Origin of the sequence: Pseudomonas peli, assembly GCF_900099645.1 — a bacterium.
Lineage (GTDB): Bacteria > Pseudomonadota > Gammaproteobacteria > Pseudomonadales > Pseudomonadaceae > Aquipseudomonas > Aquipseudomonas peli.
Genome location: NZ_FMTL01000008.1, coordinates 34867 through 54519, shown reverse-complemented (window position 1 = coordinate 54519; position 19653 = coordinate 34867). Strand labels below are relative to the sequence as shown.

Sequence of the window (19653 nt, the reverse complement as noted above, 5' to 3'; positions counted from 1 at the left end):
CGCTGAGTTGTGCCACGGGGCCATCGTCTTCGAAGCTGAAGACACCCGCTGCACCCAGGTCAATCGAGGCGCTGTCGCTGTCGCCATCGCCGTCGGTTACGGTCTGGGTCAGCAGCAGTGCACCTTCAGTCAGGGCCAGTACTTCGCTGTCATCGGCATCGGCGGTGTCGTCGTGCCAGAGGTTGTCCAGCAGCTCCAGGGTCACTTCACCACTGACCGGGTCGATGGTCAGGGTGAAATACGCCACGCCACCGGCGCTGCCGGTAATCACGTTGCCCAGCTGGTTCAGGACGATCTGTTCGCCTTTGCCCAATGGGGCACTGGCGTCCACCGCAAACAGGCCGCTGGGTACATCCGCACCGCTCAGCTGCAGGTTGTATACCGTGCCGTCATCACCTGCCGCGGCGCCATCAGCACCGAACACACTGTCAAACTGCGACTGCACCACCGCTGCGCTCAGCACCGCTGAGGCAATTCCGTCAGCATAGGCGCCGCCCAGGCTGGCCAGGCTCTCGTCTACAACCACGGAACTCAACTCACCTGATTGCTCACTCAGCTGAGCCTGCGGACCGTCGTCATTCACCAGAACGTCAATAAGTACCGTAGGGGATACGTCACCGTCGAGATCAAACATCCGCACAGGGAAGCTTTCGCCAACCTGATCGGCAGCCCCCGTTGCATTCGGATTTGTGTGATTAAGCGTGTTGCTGGTAAGGCTATAAGTCCAGTTACCGGCCGCATCCACAGTGAGTGTGCCGTACAGACCTTGAACGACCCCGCCGCTGGTTACGTTTATCCAGTTACCATTTACATCCAGGATTTCCAGCGCTGACAGACCGTCCGGAGAATTGATGATGATGGTGCCGCTGGCTTGTTCTGAATTGCTGGAGGGGTTACTCCCATTCACCAATCCCTCTTCATCCACAACCGCAGGGCCGGTAATCAAGGTGCCGCTGCCGTCCTCATATTCAATATCAATATCCGGAGTGAAATCCGGAGCATCTGGCGCCTCATCAGCAACCTCAGGCTCAGGATTGGGGAACTCTGGCCCAGTGTTCAGCCCTTCGGTTGGGAAGCCAATGATCGGATCAAGCGCACCGCCGGTTTCACCCAGCAGTACAAACGAATGACCGCCGCCCACACCACCAGCACCGCCGGCACCACCCGCACCTGGGCCCGCAGCAGTTGCTGCACCTTCAAGAGTCGGGTCGACGCCGGCCTCAATTGCGGCCTGCAGTTGCTCAACGTCGGTCAAGTCGCCATCGCTCGGCGCTGCTGGAGGCGTTTCAGCGGTGGGGACTTGTGAATTGGAATTATCGGCGAGCATTTGCTCGTTGAGATTCAGGCTGCTGTCGCGGCCCAGAGTCAGTTGCTGCCCATTGCTCATGGCAACCGCAATAGATCCAGCGGCCCCAGTAACGATTTGTTCCCCCGCAAAAACTCGATCGCCTTCACTGAGCGGCCGACGCGTTCCGTCGCCAGCTACTGCATAGACTTCGCCGATAACTTGGCTGACGACACCAATCAAAGTAGCCATGATTCCATCCTCACTACAACTGCCGACCACCGCCGACACGTATGCCAAAAAAGGTCGAAATACCTTTCAAGGAGAGAACAAAACCACTGGCTGTTGAAACGACGTCACACTCAAAAACAATAACGACAAAAAACTGTCACCCTGACTCACGTCGCCCATTACACCAGCAAGATCCCGCCCCTATTTGCATCTGACCATCTGTTTTAGCCGCGCACGCCACTTAAAAGCACGAAATGCACGGCTTCTGGATGAAAACAATGTGCTGCTTTTATCAGTCTGCATAAGATTTTTTTCTTATATGGCTTGTAACAATTTTTTCTTAGCTACGCTGAAAAGTGTTCTTAGCTGTGATGTTACAGGCGAAGAGTAATCAACAAGACAAAAAAGCCATTTTTTTGGCGACGGAATTAAGCAAGTCTTATAAGGAGAGTTTCCAGATGCGCGCACTCAACCCTCTATGGAGCAGTATCGTGCTGGCAGCGGTCTGTACCCAGGCACAAGGCATCACCTTATCGGAGGCGATCCAGAGCACTCTGGACAACCATCCGGAGGTGCATGCAGGGGCCAATAGCCGCCTTTCATCGGATGAAGAAGTCAAAATTGCCAAAGGCGGTTATCTGCCAACCGTCGACCTGCTGATGGGCTACGGTCGCGAAAATACCGACAGCCCCAGCACACGAGCACTGGGCAACCACAACACTGAAACCCTGAATTACGGCACCTCTGAGCTGCGCCTGCGGCAGATGATCTTTGATGGTTTCAATACGCCCAATGAAGTCGAGCGCACCAAAGCAGTAGTCAACTCACGGGCTTATCGGCTCCTGGGCACATCGGAAAGTCTGGCTCTGCGTACCGTTGAGGTCTATTTGGATCTGCTGATGCGCCGTGAAATGGTCGAGTTGGCACGTAACAACTTACAAGCCCACCAACGTATAAATGATCAAATCAGCCTGCGCAGCCAGCAAGGCGTTGGCAGCACGGCGGACCTGGACCAATCTGAAGCACGTCTGGCCCTGGCAGAGAACAACCTTTACACCGAGCAGGTAAACCTTGCCGATGCCGAAGCCAATTTCTTCAGTGCCGTTGGCCGTATGCCGGACGAGCTGGACTCGCCCGCCTCACTCAAGGGCTCATTGCCAGAGACCTTGGATGGCGCCCGCCAAGCCGTGATTGATAACAACCCGTTCCTGAAGTCCGCACAGGCCGACGTCCAGGCAGCCGAAAAACAATACGAAGTTGCCAAATCAACTTTCTACCCACGTGTTGACCTTGAGTTGGCCACCAATGCCGACAACAACACCCAGGGCGATGAGGGTCATAACAATGGTTGGCGTGCGGCTGTGGTGATGAACTACAACCTGTTCAACGGCATGCGCGACAAAGCACGCCTACAGTCGACTGCACACCAGATTAATGAGTCGATGGACATCCGTAACAACGCCCTACGCGTACTCAACGAAAACCTCTCCCTGGCCTGGAACGCCATGGAAAACGCCCGCCTGCAAACCCCCAAAGCGCGTGATTACGCAGACTACACCGCACGAGTTCGCGAAGCCTATCAACAGCAATTCAGCCTTGGCCAACGCACCCTGCTCGACCTATTGGACAGTGAAAACGAGCTCTTTACCGCTAACCGGCGTTACAGCGAAGTGCGCTTTAGCGAAGAGTTCTCGATGTACCGGGTAACCGCAGCGATGGGTGACTTGTTGCGTCAGCAGCAAGTGGTAGTACCGGCAGAAGCTGTAGCCCTCACTGAAGTGAAGAGCGAGGCCCGTCTGCCGGCAATGAAATAGAACCGGCATAAGGAGTAGTAACCTTGACCACCATGGAACGGCCGGGGTCATCCAGCGATCCGCGTCTTAATCACGACGATCCGCTGCTTGATGGCTTGTTGATTCTTTGCAAACTCCACGGCTGCTCGGCCAGCCGTGGCAGCTTGAGTGCAGGCCTGCCTTTGCCAGAGCAGCGTCTGACTCCTGAGTTACTACCCCGCGCTGCGGCGCGGGCGGGTTTGCAAGGGCGTTTGCTGCAACGCGATCTGGCCAGCATCTCAACCCTCAACCTGCCCGTTCTGCTGCTGTTGAAAAACGGCCGCAGCGCGGTGTTGCGTCAATGGGGCCCGAAGAACCAAGCGCAAATACTGCCCTGCGAAGCCGATGGCGGCGAACAGTGGGTCAGCCGTGAACAACTGGCCAGCGAGTACTGCGGCCAAGCCTTCTTTGCCCGACCACGGCATGAATTGGAAGAAGCACGCTCACCGCTCGTACCGCGTATCGAAGCCTGGTTTCGCGACACACTGAAGCTGTCGCGTTGGTTGTATACCGATGCCATTCTCGCCAGCCTACTGATCAACTTGCTCGGCCTGATGGTGCCGCTGTTCGTCATGCAGACCTATGACCGCGTCGTGCCCAACCAGGCCACCTCAACGCTCTGGGTTCTGGCCATCGGCTTGTTTATTGGCATGGGCTTCGAGTTGCTGCTGAAAATCCTGCGCTCGCACTTGCTCGATACCGCAGGCAAGAAAACCGATGTGGTGCTGTCGGCCACGTTGTTCGAGCGCATCACTGGCATGTCGATGACAGCCCGGCCGGCCACCATAGGCGGCTTTGCCCAGAGCATTCATGATTTTCAGGGTTTGCGTGAATTTCTCACGGCCGTCACCCTCACCAGCCTGATCGACCTGCCCTTCTCATTTCTGATGATTACGGTGATCTGGCTGATCGGCGGCTGGCTGGTGGTCATCCCCTTGCTGGCGTTTCCGATTACCGCGCTGTTCGCCTTTATCATCCAGGCGCGTCTGCGCGATACGGTGGAAAAAAGTCTGCAACTGGCCTCACAACGCCAAGCACTGCTAATCGAAACCCTCGGCGGCCTGGAAACCCTGAAGGCTTGCAGCGCAGAGAGTGAACGCCAGCACCAGTGGGAAAAAACCCATGGTGCCCTCACCCGTCTCGATATTCATGCTCGCTCACTGGCCTCGATCGCCACCAACGGCACACTGTTTCTGCAGCAGTTCGCGGGCATGGCCACCATCATCGCGGGGGTATACATCATCATCGCCGGCCAGCTCAGTGTGGGTGCACTGGTGGCCTGCTACATGCTGGGTAGCCGTATTTTGGCGCCGCTGGGGCAGATCGCTGGACTGATCACCCGCTACCAGCAAGCGCGCCTGACCATGACCAGCACCGATGCGCTGATGGCCCTGCCGCAGGAGCGTCAGGCCAAACAACGACCACTAGACCGCACCCAACTGCATGGGGCACTGGATGTACGCGACGTTACATTCAACTACCCGGGACAAAGTACCCCAGCGCTTGCAGGCGTGAGCCTGCGTCTGACAGCTGGTGAACGTATCGGCATCATCGGCCGCAGCGGCTCTGGCAAGAGCACCTTGGCGCGCCTGGTCATGGCTTTCTACAGCCCTAGCAAAGGGCAAATCCTGCTGGACAATCTCGACCTGCGTCAGCTCGACGTGGCTGACTTACGCCACCAGATTGGTTACGTCGCCCATGACCTACCACTGCTTGCCGGCAGCCTGCGCGATAACCTGACGTTAGGCGCACGCTATGTCAGCGATGCACGCATGCTAGAAGTGGCTGAGCTGACCGGTGTGGTCGATCTGGCCCGGCAACATCCGCAAGGCTTCGACCGCCCTGTGGGTGAGCGAGGCCAGCTGCTTTCCGGTGGTCAGCGTCAAGCCGTGCTGCTAGCGCGCGCGTTACTACTTGATCCACCCATCCTGCTGCTGGATGAACCCACCAGCGCCATGGATAACACCAGCGAGGAAATCCTGCGCAACCGTCTGCAAACCTGGGCCCAGGGTAAAACCATGTTGCTGATCACTCACCGCGCTTCAATGCTCAGCCTAGTCGACCGTCTGGTGGTGCTGGATAACGGCCATATTGTTGCAGACGGCCCGAAAGAAGCAGTAATTGAAGCGCTACGCAAAGGTCGAGTTGGCCCTGCTGCGGTATAGGAACGGTCATGCAAATAAGCACCTCGATTCGCGACTACTTCGCCAGCATGCGCCAGCGCAAGCAGGACACCGAGTTTATGCCGGAAGTCGACGGCGCCATTCTCGAAGACTCGCCGTGGTTCACCCGTATCACCGTCTGGGTGGTGAGCACATGCCTGATCGTGGCGTTGATCTGGGCCAACTTTGCCGTGCTGGAGGAAGTCACTACTGGTGAAGGCAAAGCCATCCCATCCAGCAAGATCCAGGTTATTCAGAACCTGGAAGGCGGCATCGTCAGCGAAATTTTTGTACGCGAAGGACAGATTGTCGAAAAAGGCGCTGTGCTACTGCGCTTAGATGACACGCGCTTTCTCTCCAACCGAGGCGAAGCCGAAGCCGATCGCCTAGCTCTGGTAGCAAGGGTCGAGCGGTTAACCGCAGAAGCTGAAGGACGCCCCATCAGCATGCCGGCGGATATTCTGCGCGAAGCCCCACAACTGGCTGAGGATGAGCTGGCGCTCTATCAATCTCGACAGAATCGCCTGCAAAGCGAACAACGCACTCTCGGCGAACAGCTGCGGCAAAAAACCCAGGAACTGGCCGAATTTCGCGCCAAGGCTCAGCAATACCGCTCCAGTATGGGCCTGCTGCAGCAGGAGCTGAATATGTCGCAACCCCTGGTCGCAACAGGCGCCATTTCCCAGGTGGAAATCCTCCGCCTGCGTCGCAGCTTGGTGGAAATACGCGGCTCATTGGATGCCACCAACTTGGCGATCCCAAGAGCCGAGTCGGCGATGGATGAGATCAAAAGCAAGATTGAAGAATCGGAACTGAGCTTTCGCTCAGACGCTTTCAAGGAGCTCAACGAAATCCGCACCGAACTACAGAAGCTCACCGCTACCAGCGTTGCGATTGATGACCGCGTCAGCCGCACCACCGTGGTATCACCCGTACGCGGAGTGATCAAACAACTCAAGGTCAACACCATCGGCGGCGTCGTTCAACCCGGCAGTGACATGCTGGAAATCGTACCGCTGGATGACAGCCTGCTGATTGAAGCCAAGGTACGCCCGCAGGATGTCGCCTTCCTGCACCCTGGGCAGAAAGCCATGGTCAAATTTACCGCATACGACTACACCATCTACGGTGGACTCAAGGCCAACCTCGAACTGATCAGCGCCGACACCATTACCGATGAGGAAGGCAATAGTTTCTACCTGATCCAGGTACGTACCGATAAGAGCCACCTAGGCAGCGATGAACATCCATTGCTGATCATCCCTGGCATGGTTGCCACGGTCGACATCATCACCGGTGAAAAAAGTGTGCTCGACTACCTGCTCAAACCAGTATTGAAGGCACGCTCGGAAGCCATGCGCGAGCGCTAAAAATGCCTTATCTGACGCCTGATGCATCCGGCTTGCCGTGGTTGCGCTGGAAAGTCTGTTCGCCCATCGCCTCAATCTGCCCCTCAATCAATACCTCAAAGGGTGTGAGCAGCCCATCGAAACAGACTGGAGCCTCAACGATATTCAGGGCAGTCACAATCGCTTCGATGGTTGATAAAGCACCGGGCATCGGCGCTTTGCGCAAGCGATAACGTGACTGCAACCCCTCCGGTAATACAACTCTGGGCAAAGTTGCCAACAATGGATTGAGGTGCAACAGCTTACGGGCTTTGCGCCATGTGCCGTCAGGCACCACCAGCAGCAGCGGCTGCTCACTGTGCTGTTGAGCAAACGTCCGTAACGCTTGCGCATGCTCGCCGGGGAACAACAAACACGCACGATAGCCAGGCGGCTGAAGCAGTGCAGCAAGCGACTCGAAGACCTCACCTACCAGCAACTCAGCATTACTCAGGCCAAGAGCCGCAAGACGTGCGGTATTCAGCGCATGCTTGACCTCACTCGGATGCTGCAGGATCAGCACCCGAGTACGGCTATTTAGACAGGGAATCAGCGCACATAAACAGCGCTCAATCGGACGGGCACAACGTAGGCATTGCGGGCGTGGCATCGGTTTCTCCTCAGCCGCGCAGTTTGCCATAACACATCGAAAATCGGCCCACCTCAGAGGCGAGCCGACAGGCATACGGCCAAATCATCACTCAGCGATTGAAGCGCTCCGCGAGGCTATGCAGATAATCGGCCATATCTTCCAGCTCCTGGCCAATTACTGCGCCCTGGTGCGCCTGCTCGGCACTGCGGTCAGAGAGTTGCGCAATCTGCGTAATCTGTCGGCTGATGTCTTCCGCCACATGGCTTTGCTCTTCGGATGCAGATGCCATTTGCTGGCTCATGCCGGTGATGCGGCTGACGGCTTCACTGATACCGCTTAACGCGGTGCGGACCGACTCGACACTTTCAACGCTCTGATTGGAAATCGCCTCGCCCTTGCCTGCGGTTACCACCGCACGTTCAGCCCCTGCGCGCAGCGACGAAATAATCTGATGAATCTGCTCGGTAGACTCACGCGTACGTGATGCCAATGAACGCACCTCATCGGCCACCACCGCAAAGCCACGTCCCTGCTCACCCGCTCGCGCCGCCTCGATGGCAGCGTTGAGCGCTAGCAAATTGGTTTGCTCAGCAATCGAGGTAATCACATCAGCGACGCTGCCAATAGATTGTGTCGAGTTGGCCAGGTCATTGACGGCCTGACCAATGTCGACCACGGCCTTAGCCATATGCTGCATAGAGTCGAGGCTGCCACTGGCAAGTTGCAGGCCCTGTTTAGCCAGCCGGTCTGCTTCCTCAGCGGCATGCGAGGTGCTCTGCACGTTGTGCGTCACCTCCTGAATGGTTGCTGCCATCTGGTTGATTGCAGTGGCGGACTGATCGGTTTCGCTACGCTGTTGATCAAGCATCAGCGCCCCGGAACGTGACAGGTCGGCCGAGCGCGCCGCATGCTTTTTGACATTGTTGCCGGCATCTTCAATACGTGTCAGTGCGGTCTGAAGTCGTGCGTCCTCACTGATCATCGCCATATCCAATAATGCCTGTGCACCCCGACTGTCGGTATAGGTCAGGGCGACTAGAGCACTGGTAAATGCCTTGGGGTGCTCGGCAAGTGTGTCCCTGATCAAACTGCTTTTTGCGTGCAGTTGATAGGACCCGAGCCCGAACAGCACCGCAAAAATGAAGCCCAAAAGCCAAGTACCACTGAGCACAGCGTGTGAAGCAAGAATCAGCACGCACGCCAGAATCAGTGGCCATGACTGAATGATATCGTAGGTCCAGTACTCCAGTTTTGGCACAGGAGGCTTGCCCTCACGCAGGCGGGCATAGAGTTTTTCAGCTCGGCGTTTCTGCGCTTCATCAGGTAGAGAACGTACCGATTCGTAGCCAGCCACCCGGCCATTTTCATAGATCGGCGTGACGTAAGCGCTAACCCAATAGTAATCACCATTTTTTGCACGATTTTTGACGACGCCCATCCAGGGCTTGCCCTGTTTAATGGTTTCCCACATGTGAGCAAACACACCGGGAGGCATATCGGGATGGCGCACCAGATTGTGCGGCTGACCGAGCAGCTCTTCGCGAGTAAAACCGCTGATCTCGACAAAGGCATCGTTGCAATAGGTGATATTGCTGTTCAGATCGGTGGTGGAAATCAGCCGTTCATTGGCGGGAAACGTTCTTTCCCGTTGAGTCACTGGGAGGTTCTGGCGCATTGGAGCTATCCCTGTCTGAGCTATTTGCACAACTTCAGGTGTAGGTCTAGCACAGCGCTGACAACGCGCTAGCAAATGCTTGTTTTAAAGCAGGCAATTATGATCTGGGACAATTTGCGCAATAAACGTCAGCCGCCCAGACAAAAACTGACCGTCGCTGACGCATGCAAACAGGCACAAAGACCTAACGCCGTGGAGGTACCGACTTGGAGTCGAGGGGATTACTGCGTACAGGGATTGGCTGCAGTTTTGGCCGTTCACACAGGCCAAGGGCAACCAACAAATCAAGCAAGGCATTCTGCAACTTGGTGTTCATACAATAGCCTCCAACCCAAGACATCGACATAGGTGATTGGACACCTCATTCCAGCCTAGTTCAGGCTGATTGAAACTGCTTCAACTCCGTCGTAACAGGTTAAAACAGGACTCGCAGGCCAGCATAAAAGGTACGCCCGGGACCGGGCTCGAAGTAACGTTCGTTGGCGTCGTTGATGCGCAGGTTATCGAAATACTCACGCCCTAGCAGGTTATCGATACCCACGTACGGTTCCACGCTTTGCTCGTTCATCTGATAACGCTTACCGAGGCGCACATTGAACACGGCATTACCGGGAGCAGGCCGGCTATTCGCATCGTCAACATATACCCGCGACTGAGCGCTCACGCCGAGCCGCACATAGGCGCCTTGCTGTTCATAAGCCAGTTCGCTGAAGAGGGTTTGCTGCGGAATACCGGGGATACGCTTGCCGGAAAAATCGCCCGCCGTGGTTTGATACGTCTCAAAACGATAACGATTAAACGCATAGGCCGCAGACCAACGCCAATGATCGGCCAGTTGCCAATCTAGGCTCAACTCCAGACCATCACGGCGTGACTCACCGGCATTGCGATAAAAGTTACGTCCAGGCTGGGCGGGCAGACTAAAGCCCACCAACTCATCTTCAAGCTCAATGCGGTACAGCGATACGGCATAACGCAGCGCAGGCCATTCGCCTTTGATACCCAACTCACGACTAAATGCCTGAGCCGGCTGCAAGGCGCCGTTGAAGCCACCGCCTTGTGGATTACCCAACTCATTGATGGTGGGTGTTTCAAAAGAGCTCGCCAGGCGCGCATAGAGCGATTGTTGCGAGGTGATGCGATAACTCAGTCCGGCGCTGTAATTCCAATCTTCCAGGCTGCGCGAGCCTGAGTCATTGCGATTATCGACCAGATAAAAATCATCCACCGCCAGACGTACCTGGTCATAACGCAGCCCAAGCGTGGCCTGCCACTGCTCGTTCAGGTCGATCTGATCTTCGATAAACAGCCCCTGGCTCAGCGCTGATTCATCTTGTTGTTGGCGCAATTGTCCACGCTCACCAAGCAGGTTGTCATACCGCCGACGATCATCACGTTGCGCCTCTAGCTCAAAGCCTGTGGTGATTTTATGAGGCAGGCCAATCAGCTCACGGTGATGGCTGTACTGCCCACCAACGCCGCTGAAATAGCGTTTGAAGGTCGTCTGCCCGCTGGTGGCAAACCCCAGCTGATTGCCAAACTCGCGGTGCCCTAGGTAACTGCGCAGCTGGTACTCATCAGCCCCCTCAGCGTAGCCATCCCAGACCAGCCCCAAGCGCTGTTGACGAATGTATTCATCGGCATCAAACCGCAGGTTATTCGGCGCTGCCTGACGACGATCCCTTTTTACTTCAGCGGCAGTCAGGCCGCCCGGATCTTCAGCACGGTTGTCGATGGCATTGAAATTCAGGCGCAGACGCCCCGTGGGCGCATACCAGCGCAGCTTGCCGGTGAGGCTGTTGGTGTGCGCCTGGCTGTGTTCGCGATAGCCCTCTAAAACCGTGCTATTGAAGGCGAGCAAACCACTCAGGTTGCTGGCGCTGCCACCAATTTCGCCACGTGTACGCTGATAACCCAGCCCAGCCGAACTGAGGTCCAACTGCATCGTGGGCACTATGGGTGGCTCGCGCGTTTCAATTGCCAGCACGCCGCCTGCGGCATTGCCGTACAGCACCGAAGCCGGGCCACGTAGGACCTCCATTCGTTCAACCAAGCCCAGATCAAGGCCGTCGAGCTCAGTTTGGCCATCGGGCATGGTCAGGGGCACACCATCGACCAGCACGCGAATGCCGCGCACGCCGAAATTGCCCCGTGCGCCAAACCCGCGAATCGCAGGGCGCAGGCCTTGAGCCAGGTTGTAACGATTGAGGCTGAACACGCCGGGCACGCGCGCCAGCAAAGCATCCAGCGTGAGGTTCTGCTCACCGGGCGCAACGCCCGCATCAATAACTGTGACGGCGGCCGGCGTGTTCAACCAGCGCGCAGTGCTACGTGGCGAAGTGATCAGCAATGGCGCCAGTTCAACGGCAGCCTCGCCTGATTCAGCCGCCCTCACAACAGCGCTATCCGCCAGTAGCCAGGCACCGGCGGCAATCGCACAACACGATAGGCGCACGCTGCTCAATACTCCCTATCGGCTTGATCCTTGCGCCGATACGGGAATACATCGATGACCTTGCCGGCACGAATGGCATCTTGCAGACTCTTCCAATAATCGGCGTCATACAGCTCGCCATGCAGCTCGTTGAACAGCTTGCGCTGCTGCATATCGGCAAACAGGAACGGCGGAAACTCCTCGGGGAACACATCCAGCGGCGCCACGGAGTACCAGGGCTCGGACGACATTTCATCCTCGGGGTAACGCGGTGGCGGAATGCGCCGGAAGTTGGCCTCGGTGAGGAAGCAGATCTCGTCGTAGTCGTAGAACACTACGCGGCCATGACGGGTAACGCCGAAGTTTTTAAGCAGCATGTCGCCAGGGAAGATATTGGCTGCGGCTAGCTGCTTGATGGCTAAGCCATAGTCGTCCAGCGCTTCGCGCACCTGAGCTGCACTGGCGCTTTCCACATACAGGTTGAGTGGAGTCATGCGCCGCTCAGTCCAGCAGTGACGTACCAGCACCGTATCGCCCTTCACCTCGACGGTGGACGGCGCGACTTCCAGCAGCTCGGCCAGGCACTCGGGGTCGAACTTACTCAGCGGAAAGCGGAAATCGGCGAACTCCTGGGTATCGGCCATACGCCCTACCCGGTCGACGGTTTTTACCAGCCGGTACTTCTCGATCACCGTATTACGGTCAACGTTTTTCGACGGCGAAAAACGGTCCTTGATGATTTTGAATACGGTATTGAAACCCGGCAGGGTAAACACGCTCATCACCATGCCGCGCACCCCGGGGGCCATGACGAACTTGTCATCGGTGGTGGCCAGGTGATTGATCAGCGCGCGGTAGAACTCCGACTTGCCGTGCTTGTAGAAGCCGATTGAGGTGTACAGCTCGACAATATGCTTGCCGGGCAGAATGCGCTTAAGGAAGCCGACAAACTCCGCCGGATAGCCCACCCTGACCATAAAATAGGAACGGGTGAAGGAGAAGATGATCGACACCTCCGCTTCATCGGTGATCAGCGCATCAATCTGAATACCCTGCCCTTCGCGGTGCAGCAGTGGAATCACCAACGGCCATTGCTCATCGCGGGTGTAGATCCGCCCAACCAGGTACGCGCCTTTGTTGCGATAGAGGCGCGAGGCGAACAGCTCAATGCGCAGGTCCGGGTCCTTGCACACCCAATCCGGCAAATTGGCATGCAGTTGCTTGAGCAGCCGCGCCAGATCGCGCTCCAGGTTTTCATAGCCGACTTCGAAACTGAAATCCTCGAAAATCTGCCGCAGTGCCTGTTCAACATTGCTCTTGGGTTCGTACAGCCGTGTTTGCGGCGCCCGCTCATTCACCCGCAACGCTGGGCGCGTAGTGTGGATAAACATGCAGCCATCGTTGATCTGGTCATGGCTGAACAGCCCGCAAAAGATCGAATTGAACCAGGTTTCCGCCAGCTCGTCGTCGTAGCGCAGGTCGATCTGGGCGATGTAAGCCGACTTCACCAGCGGCCACTGCGCCACATCCAGCAGCACCTGCGCGTCGTACTCCTGACTCAGGCGCGTGCTGACCGCACCGACGCACTCTTCATAGAGGGCAATACGTGCGGCTGAAGCCTGTTGAATTTCCTGCCATTGCGCCTGTTCGAATCGCACCCGCGCGCCATTGGTAATCTGCCTGAACTGCTCACGGTAATCATCGAAGCCGTCGAGGATAAGTGCGGCAATCGCGCTGGCCGGCCATTGCTGTGGCATATACGAACCCCTGCAGATCAAATGCGGATAATCCACCGAGCTTATCCAGTGGCCGCACCAAGTAAAAGCCGGCAATGCCTGAATACAGATTTATCTGCCACGAAATATTGCCATTCGACGGCTTTGAAAGCGCATTTCGAATTGCCTTGGCGTACGCGCCCAGCAACACTGCTCGCCTTTCTTAATATGTGGAGTTCGTTGTGCGTCTTGCCGACCTGATCCGTCTGCTGTTGCTGGCTGCCATCTGGGGCGCCAGCTTTCTGTTTATGCGCATCGTCGCGCCCGTACTGGGCAGCATGCCAACCGCATTTTTCCGCGCCAGCTTGGGCATGCTGGGCTTATTCGCCATTCTGTTACTGATGCGAGTTCGGTGGGACTTCAGCGGCAAACTCAAACACTGCCTGATCCTCGGAGTAATCAACGCCGGCTTGCCCTCAGCCATGTATTGCATGGCTGCACTGGTACTGCCCGCGGGCTACTCCGCGATTCTGAATGCCACCACACCCATGATGGGGGTGCTAATCGGCATGTTGTTCTTTGCTGAAGCCATGACCTGGAGCAAAGCCGCCGGGGTGGCCATCGGCCTGTTCGGGGTAGCAGTGCTGACCCGCACCGGTCCGGTGGAGTTTGATTTACCGCTGCTCTGGGGCGCCGCAGCCTGCCTGGTGGCTACCGCCTGTTACGGTTTTGCCGGCTTTCTAACGCGACGCTGGATCGGCCAGCAAGGCGGCCTGGATAACCGTCTGACCGCCTTTGCCAGCCTCTGTGGTGCCAGCCTGTTTCTACTGCCCTGGTTCGCCGGCTCTCTGGTTGTGCAGCCGCCGGCCAGCTGGGGCGGACTAGAGGTCTGGCTGTCCCTGGCTGGGCTTGGCTTTATCTGCACCGCCTTCGCCTATGTGCTGTATTTTCGCCTGCTCAGCGATATCGGCCCGATCAAGGCCAGCACCACCACCTTCCTGATCCCGCCATTCGGCGTACTCTGGGGCGCCTTGCTGCTGGATGAGCCACTGTCCTGGGCCTACCTGTATGGCGGCGTGCTGATTGCCATCGCGCTTTGGCTGGTGGTACGGCCTAGCGCAACGGTCAAACCCACCTGACTCACTCCCGACACAAAAAAGCCCGCTGTTTAAGCGGGCTTTTTTGCGGCTCAGGTTCAAACCAGGGATCAGCTCAGCCGCGAGGTCGACTTGCGCACGATTTTGATTGAATGCTTGAGCGTCGGCTTGCGTGTGACGCTGATGGCTTTGCGCGAGACCGTATCGATGGTGATGTTCCAAAAACCACTGCTCGGTACGGTGATCTTGGCCGGGAAGGTGTCGAATGCACCACCGTGGTAGGTGTGCCGGCCACCGTTCTTGAAGCTGCGGAAGTTGGCATCGCTCATCAGGCGAATGTTGCAGGTTTGCGAGCATTCGATCACGACGACGTCGTCTTCGTTGAGGTGTTCGCGCTGGTGTATAAATTTCATCTACCGCTCCGCACAGCTGGGTCAGGCCAATCAGGACGCTAGTATGAGTGCCCGGCGCGGCTTGAGCAAAGATTAAGCGGCGTGGTCTGCGCATCCGACGCCTGCCCACCGCCACACATACCACCGCAATCTGGCCGGTGGTAGCATGCGCGCCCCATGCATATTCACGACTTTCACCAACGCCTCACCGATCTCGGTGCCAAGCCCATGCACATCGGGCGGATTACCCGTGCCTGGCTGCGCGGCATGCCGCTGGATACCGGTACGCGCAACCAGAAGACCGAGAACTTCCTGCCGCTGGCGGTACGCAATGCCCTGCCCGAGATAAGCAGCGAACTTGATGGACTGGCGCGCCTCAGCTCTGAACACCCGGCGACGGACGGCTCGGCGCGTTTGCTGGTGGAGTTGGCCGACAAACAGATGGTGGAGAGCGTGCTGCTGCCGCGCGATGGCCTGTGCGTCTCCAGCCAGGTGGGTTGCGCGGTGGGCTGCGTGTTCTGCATGACCGGCAAGAGCGGCCTGCTGCGCCAGCTGAGCACTGCCGAGATCGTCGCCCAAGTGGCCTTGGCCCGGCGCTTTCGAGCGGTGAAAAAAGTGGTGTTTATGGGCATGGGCGAGCCGGCACATAACCTGGATAACGTGCTCGAAGCGATCAACCTGCTCGGCACCGAGGGCGGTATCGGCCAGCGCAATTTGGTGTTCTCTACCGTCGGCGATCCACGGGTGTTCGAGCGTTTGCCACAGCAGCAGGTCAAGCCGGCGCTGGCGCTGTCGCTGCACACAACAGATGCCGAGTTGCGCCAGGCGCTGCTGCCGCGCGCGCCACGCATTGATCCTGAAGAACTGGTGGAACTGGGCGAAACCTATGCGCGGCAGATCGATTACCCAATCCAGTACCAATGGACGCTGCTCAAGGGCATCAACGACAGCCAGGAGGAAATGGACGGCATCCTGCGCCTGCTCAAGGGCAAGTACGCGATCATGAACCTGATCCCCTACAACAGCCTGGAAGCAGACGAGTTTCAGCGCCCCGATGGCGACCGCATCGTGCAGATCGTGCGTTACCTGCACAGCCGCGGCGTGCTGACCAAGGTGCGCAACTCGGCGGGCCAGGACATTGATGGCGGCTGCGGACAATTGCGTGCACGGGCAACCGAGCTGCTGGATCGGCGCAAAAACCGTGCATAAGTAATGACTGAGTTGTTGCATCGCGGCTAAAGCCGCTCCCACACGAAGTAAGCAGCATAAAAAATGCCCGCAGAGCGCGGGCATTTTTGTTTAGCCATCTACTTAGTAGTAGGCATTTTCCTTGATGCTGTGGTCGGTCACGTCACGCACACCTTTGAGCTCGGGAATACGCTCAAGCAGGGTTTTCTCGATGCCTTCCTTGAGCGTCAGGTCAACCTGACCGCAGCCCTGGCAGCCGCCACCGAATTTCAGCACGGCAATACCATCTTCGACCACGTCGATCAGGCTGACTTCGCCACCATGGCTGGCCAGACCCGGATTGATCTCGGTCTGCAGGTAGTAGCTGATGCGCTCGTTGATCGGGCTGTCTTCGTTGACCATTGGCACTTTGGCGTTCGGCGCCTTGATGGTCAGCTGGCCGCCCATACGGTCGGTGGCGTAGTCAACCACGGCGTCTTCCAGAAACGGCTCGCTGACGGCATCGATCCAGGCGGTGAAGCTGGCCAGGCCCAATGCGGTGTCTTCGGCCTTCTGCTCGCCCGGCTTGCAGTAGGCAATGCAGGTTTCGGCGTACTGGGTGCCTGGCTGAGTGATAAATACGCGGATGCCGATGCCCGGGGTGTTCTGCTTGCTCAGCAGGTCAGCCAGATAATCGTGGGCAGCGTCGGTAATGGTAATGGTGCTCATGGCAACTCCTCGCAAACATGGGCGCAGTGTACGCCACTCACCCGCGCCGGCAAAGTCCTAGTGTTTTAGTAGGAATAACAGTCATTCACTAATCGCCAGCCATGCCGCCTATGCGCACAGGAACTGCGCAATCGCATCGGCCGCCGTCTGCATGTGCTGCTGATGGGTGAAGCCCGAGCTTTTTAGCGGCTTGAGGTCATGATCCCCAGCGGTCAACCAGCACAATTTGATCGTTTCAGAGAGTGTGTAGTCCGCCACTGTCTGACGATCCCCCAGGGCATCGCGCTCGCCCTGAATGATCAACGTCGGCGTATGCAACTCGGCTAAGTGCGCGACTCGTGGCTTTTCCGGCTTGCCGACGGCATAAAAGGGATAGCCCAGGCACACCAGCGCATCAGCGCCCAACTCATCAGCCAGCAGGCTGGCCATGCGTCCGCCCATGGACTTGCCGCCAATGGCCAACGGCCCTGCGACCTGTTGGCGCACCTGCCGAACCTGGGTATAGACCTCGCGCCATTGCTCAAGCAGTTTGACCTGGGGGTTGGGCGGGCGTTTCTTGCCGTCCAGACGCCGCGCCGCCATGTAGGCGAACTCGAAGCGCAGTACGGCAACCCCACGTTCAGCAAGGCTTTGCGCCATGTTTTGCATGAACTCGCTGTCCATCGGCGCACCGGCGCCATGGGCCAGAATCAAGGTAGCGCGCGTCTCACCAAGCGGGCGATCCCACAGCCACGCGCCCTCACCCTGCCCCTGCACGTATTGATCCCCGTCAATACCCGCAACCTGCCCTTTGCTCATGCTTGCCTCGCTTAAAGAATCCGTTGGACTGCGACGCAGATCGTACAAGCCCGCAGCCGCTGATTTTCGATGATCTGCCTATAAACCGTGGATGGAAGCCCAGACATGAACACAGCAACCAGTTCCGCCTACAACTACAGGGTGGTTCGCCAATTCGCCATCATGACGGTGGTGTGGGGCATTGTCGGGATGGGGCTCGGCGTATTTATCGCCGCGCAACTGGCCTGGCCCGAACTCAACTTCAACCTGCCGTGGACCAGCTTCGGCCGCCTGCGCCCGCTGCATACCAACGCGGTGATCTTCGCCTTTGGCGGTTGCGCGCTATTCGCCACCAGCTATTACGCCGTACAACGCACCTCGCAGGCTGCCTTGTTCGCACCCAAGCTTGCCGCCTTCACCTTTTGGGGGTGGCAACTGGTGATCGTTCTGGCGGCCATCAGTTTGCCCATGGGCTGGTCCAGCTCCAAGGAATACGCCGAGCTAGAATGGCCGATCGACATTCTGATCACCATCGTCTGGGTCAGCTACGCCATCGTGTTCTTCGGCACGGTGATCAAGCGTAACGTCAGCCATATCTACGTCGGCAACTGGTTCTTCGGCGGATTTATCCTCACCGTTGCACTGCTGCACCTGGTCAACAACCTGGAAGTACCGGTAACCCTGACCAAGTCCTACTCGGCCTATGCCGGGGCCACCGATGCAATGATCCAGTGGTGGTACGGCCACAACGCCGTGGGCTTCTTCCTCACGGCAGGCTTTCTGGGGATGATGTACTACTTCGTACCCAAGCAGGCCGGTCGCCCGGTGTACTCCTACCGGCTGTCCATCGTGCACTTCTGGGCGCTGATTGCCGTGTATATCTGGGCCGGCCCGCATCACCTGCACTACACCGCGCTGCCGGACTGGGCGCAGAGCTTGGGCATGGTGATGTCGCTGATTCTGCTGGCACCCAGCTGGGGCGGCATGATCAACGGCATGATGACCCTCTCAGGTGCCTGGCATAAGCTGCGCACCGACCCGATCCTGCGCTTCCTGGTGGTCTCCCTGGCGTTCTACGGCATGTCGACCTTCGAAGGTCCGATGATGGCGATCAAGACCGTCAACGCCCTGTCCCACTACACCGACTGGACCATCGGCCACGTTCACGCTGGTGCCCTTGGCTGGGTGGCCATGGTGTCCATCGGTTCGCTCTATCACATGCTGCCCAAAGTCTTCGGCCGCGACGAAATGCACAGCATCGCCCTAATCAACGTGCATTTCTGGTTCGCCACCATCGGCACCGTGCTCTACATCGCCTCGATGTGGGTCAACGGCATCGCCCAAGGCCTGATGTGGCGTGCAGTCAACGAAGACGGCACCCTCACTTACTCCTTCGTCGAAGCGCTGGAAGCCAGCCACCCCGGCTTTGTGGTGCGGGTGATCGGCGGTGCGATCTTCTTCGCCGGCATGCTGGTGATGGCCTGGAACGTCTGGCAGACCGTGCGCCATACCAAAGCCGCCGAGATGGACGCCGCCGCGCAGTTTTCGCTTGAGGGAGCCCACTGATGAGACACGAAATACTCGAGAAGAACATCGGCCTGATGGCGCTGATGATGGTGCTGGCGGTGAGCATCGGCGGCCTGACGCAGATCGTCCCGCTGTTCTTCCAGGACGTGACCAATGAGCCGGTGGCGGGCCTAAAACCCTACACCGCGCTGCAGCTGGAAGGCCGTGACATCTACATCCGCGAGGGCTGCGTCGGTTGCCATTCGCAGATGATTCGCCCGTTCCGCGCTGAAACCGAGCGCTACGGCCACTATTCGGTCGCTGGCGAAAGTGTCTACGACCACCCATTCCTTTGGGGATCCAAGCGTACCGGACCAGATCTGGCCCGCGTTGGCGGCCGCTACTCGGATGAATGGCACCGTGCGCACCTCTACAACCCGCGCAACGTGGTGCCGGAATCGAAGATGCCGGCCTACCCCTGGCTGGTAGAAGGCACCCTGAGCGGCCAGGACACCCCGGCCAAAATGAAAGCCCTGCGCCTGGTTGGCGTGCCCTACAGCGACGACGACATCGCAGGCGCGAGTGAGGCTGTCAAAGGCAAGAGTGAAATGGACGCCCTGGTCGCCTACCTGCAAGTGCTCGGCACAGCCGTGAAGAACAAGAGGTAGGCC

16 protein-coding genes are annotated in these 19653 nt (G+C 57.9%); 7 read left to right on the top strand and 9 right to left on the bottom strand.

All coding sequences use genetic code 11. From position 1 onward, the window contains the following. Positions 1–1537, bottom strand: a 1537-nt coding sequence (locus BLO50_RS20585; protein ID WP_143003845.1) for a retention module-containing protein, incomplete at its 3' end; no start/stop codon positions are given. Between the two features lie 437 nt (positions 1538–1974). Here BLO50_RS20585 and BLO50_RS20580 point away from each other — a divergent pair. The 3 genes from BLO50_RS20580 to BLO50_RS20570 are packed head-to-tail and all read left to right on the top strand — an operon-like array spanning position 1975 to position 6880. Next, positions 1975–3330, top strand: coding sequence for a TolC family outer membrane protein (locus BLO50_RS20580; RefSeq protein ID WP_090256160.1), 1356 nt, complete (start codon positions 1975–1977; stop codon positions 3328–3330). A gap of 32 nt (positions 3331–3362) precedes the next feature. Then, positions 3363–5513 carry a type I secretion system permease/ATPase gene (locus BLO50_RS20575; protein WP_090256159.1) on the top strand — a complete coding sequence of 717 codons (2151 nt, stop codon included), beginning with the start codon at positions 3363–3365 and terminating at the stop codon, positions 5511–5513. A gap of 8 nt (positions 5514–5521) precedes the next feature. After that, positions 5522–6880, top strand: coding sequence for an HlyD family type I secretion periplasmic adaptor subunit (locus tag BLO50_RS20570; RefSeq protein ID WP_090256158.1), 1359 nt, complete (start codon positions 5522–5524; stop codon positions 6878–6880). 7 nt (positions 6881–6887) lie between these two features. On the opposite strand, the gene BLO50_RS20565 is transcribed toward BLO50_RS20570, so the two are convergent. The 5 genes from BLO50_RS20565 to aceK form a co-directional block, all read right to left on the bottom strand. Beyond that, the gene (locus BLO50_RS20565) at positions 6888–7508 is read right to left on the bottom strand and encodes a tRNA-uridine aminocarboxypropyltransferase (protein ID WP_090256157.1); all 621 of its coding nucleotides are present in this window, start codon (positions 7506–7508) and stop codon (positions 6888–6890) included. A 91-nt stretch (positions 7509–7599) separates the two neighbouring features. Next, positions 7600–9165 (bottom strand): methyl-accepting chemotaxis protein, encoded by a 1566-nt coding sequence (locus tag BLO50_RS20560; protein ID WP_090256156.1) that lies wholly within the window; start codon positions 9163–9165, stop codon positions 7600–7602. A 184-nt stretch (positions 9166–9349) separates the two neighbouring features. Continuing rightward, positions 9350–9481 (bottom strand): PA1414 family protein, encoded by a 132-nt coding sequence (locus tag BLO50_RS22190; RefSeq protein WP_262372069.1) that lies wholly within the window; start codon positions 9479–9481, stop codon positions 9350–9352. 99 nt (positions 9482–9580) lie between these two features. Then, entirely contained in the window at positions 9581–11620 is a 2040-nt protein-coding gene (locus BLO50_RS20555; RefSeq protein ID WP_244152923.1) for a TonB-dependent receptor family protein, read from the bottom strand. Between the two features lie 5 nt (positions 11621–11625). Next, entirely contained in the window at positions 11626–13356 is a 1731-nt protein-coding gene (gene aceK / locus BLO50_RS20550; RefSeq protein WP_090256155.1) for a bifunctional isocitrate dehydrogenase kinase/phosphatase, read from the bottom strand. Between the two features lie 200 nt (positions 13357–13556). Here aceK and BLO50_RS20545 point away from each other — a divergent pair, with 200 nt between their 5' ends. Then, on the top strand, positions 13557–14453 hold the full coding sequence (locus BLO50_RS20545) for a DMT family transporter (RefSeq protein ID WP_090256154.1): 897 nt from the start codon (positions 13557–13559) through the stop codon (positions 14451–14453). A 68-nt stretch (positions 14454–14521) separates the two neighbouring features. Here BLO50_RS20545 and BLO50_RS20540 read toward each other — a convergent pair whose 3' ends face one another. Next, the gene (locus tag BLO50_RS20540; RefSeq protein ID WP_090256153.1) at positions 14522–14824 is read right to left on the bottom strand and encodes a DUF1883 domain-containing protein; all 303 of its coding nucleotides are present in this window, start codon (positions 14822–14824) and stop codon (positions 14522–14524) included. 156 nt (positions 14825–14980) lie between these two features. Here BLO50_RS20540 and BLO50_RS20535 point away from each other — a divergent pair, with 156 nt between their 5' ends. Next, entirely contained in the window at positions 14981–16012 is a 1032-nt protein-coding gene (locus tag BLO50_RS20535; protein ID WP_090256152.1) for an RNA methyltransferase, read from the top strand. A gap of 102 nt (positions 16013–16114) precedes the next feature. Here the strand turns inward: BLO50_RS20535 and nfuA are convergent, their stop codons facing one another. Together nfuA and BLO50_RS20525 are read right to left on the bottom strand one after the other, a co-directional pair. Next, entirely contained in the window at positions 16115–16699 is a 585-nt protein-coding gene (gene nfuA, locus BLO50_RS20530; protein ID WP_090256151.1) for a Fe-S biogenesis protein NfuA, read from the bottom strand. Positions 16700–16807: 108 nt separating this feature from the next. Then, a complete protein-coding gene (locus BLO50_RS20525; RefSeq protein WP_090256150.1) occupies positions 16808–17497 on the bottom strand; it encodes an alpha/beta family hydrolase in 690 nt (229 codons plus the stop codon). A gap of 105 nt (positions 17498–17602) precedes the next feature. On the opposite strand from BLO50_RS20525, the gene ccoN reads away from it, so the two are divergent. After that, entirely contained in the window at positions 17603–19042 is a 1440-nt protein-coding gene (gene ccoN / locus BLO50_RS20520) for a cytochrome-c oxidase, cbb3-type subunit I (protein WP_090256149.1), read from the top strand. Next, positions 19042–19650 carry a cytochrome-c oxidase, cbb3-type subunit II gene (gene ccoO, locus BLO50_RS20515; protein ID WP_090256148.1) on the top strand — a complete coding sequence of 203 codons (609 nt, stop codon included), beginning with the start codon at positions 19042–19044 and terminating at the stop codon, positions 19648–19650. The genes ccoN and ccoO overlap by 1 nt, the downstream gene beginning before the upstream one ends. Positions 19651–19653: the final 3 nt, after the last annotated feature.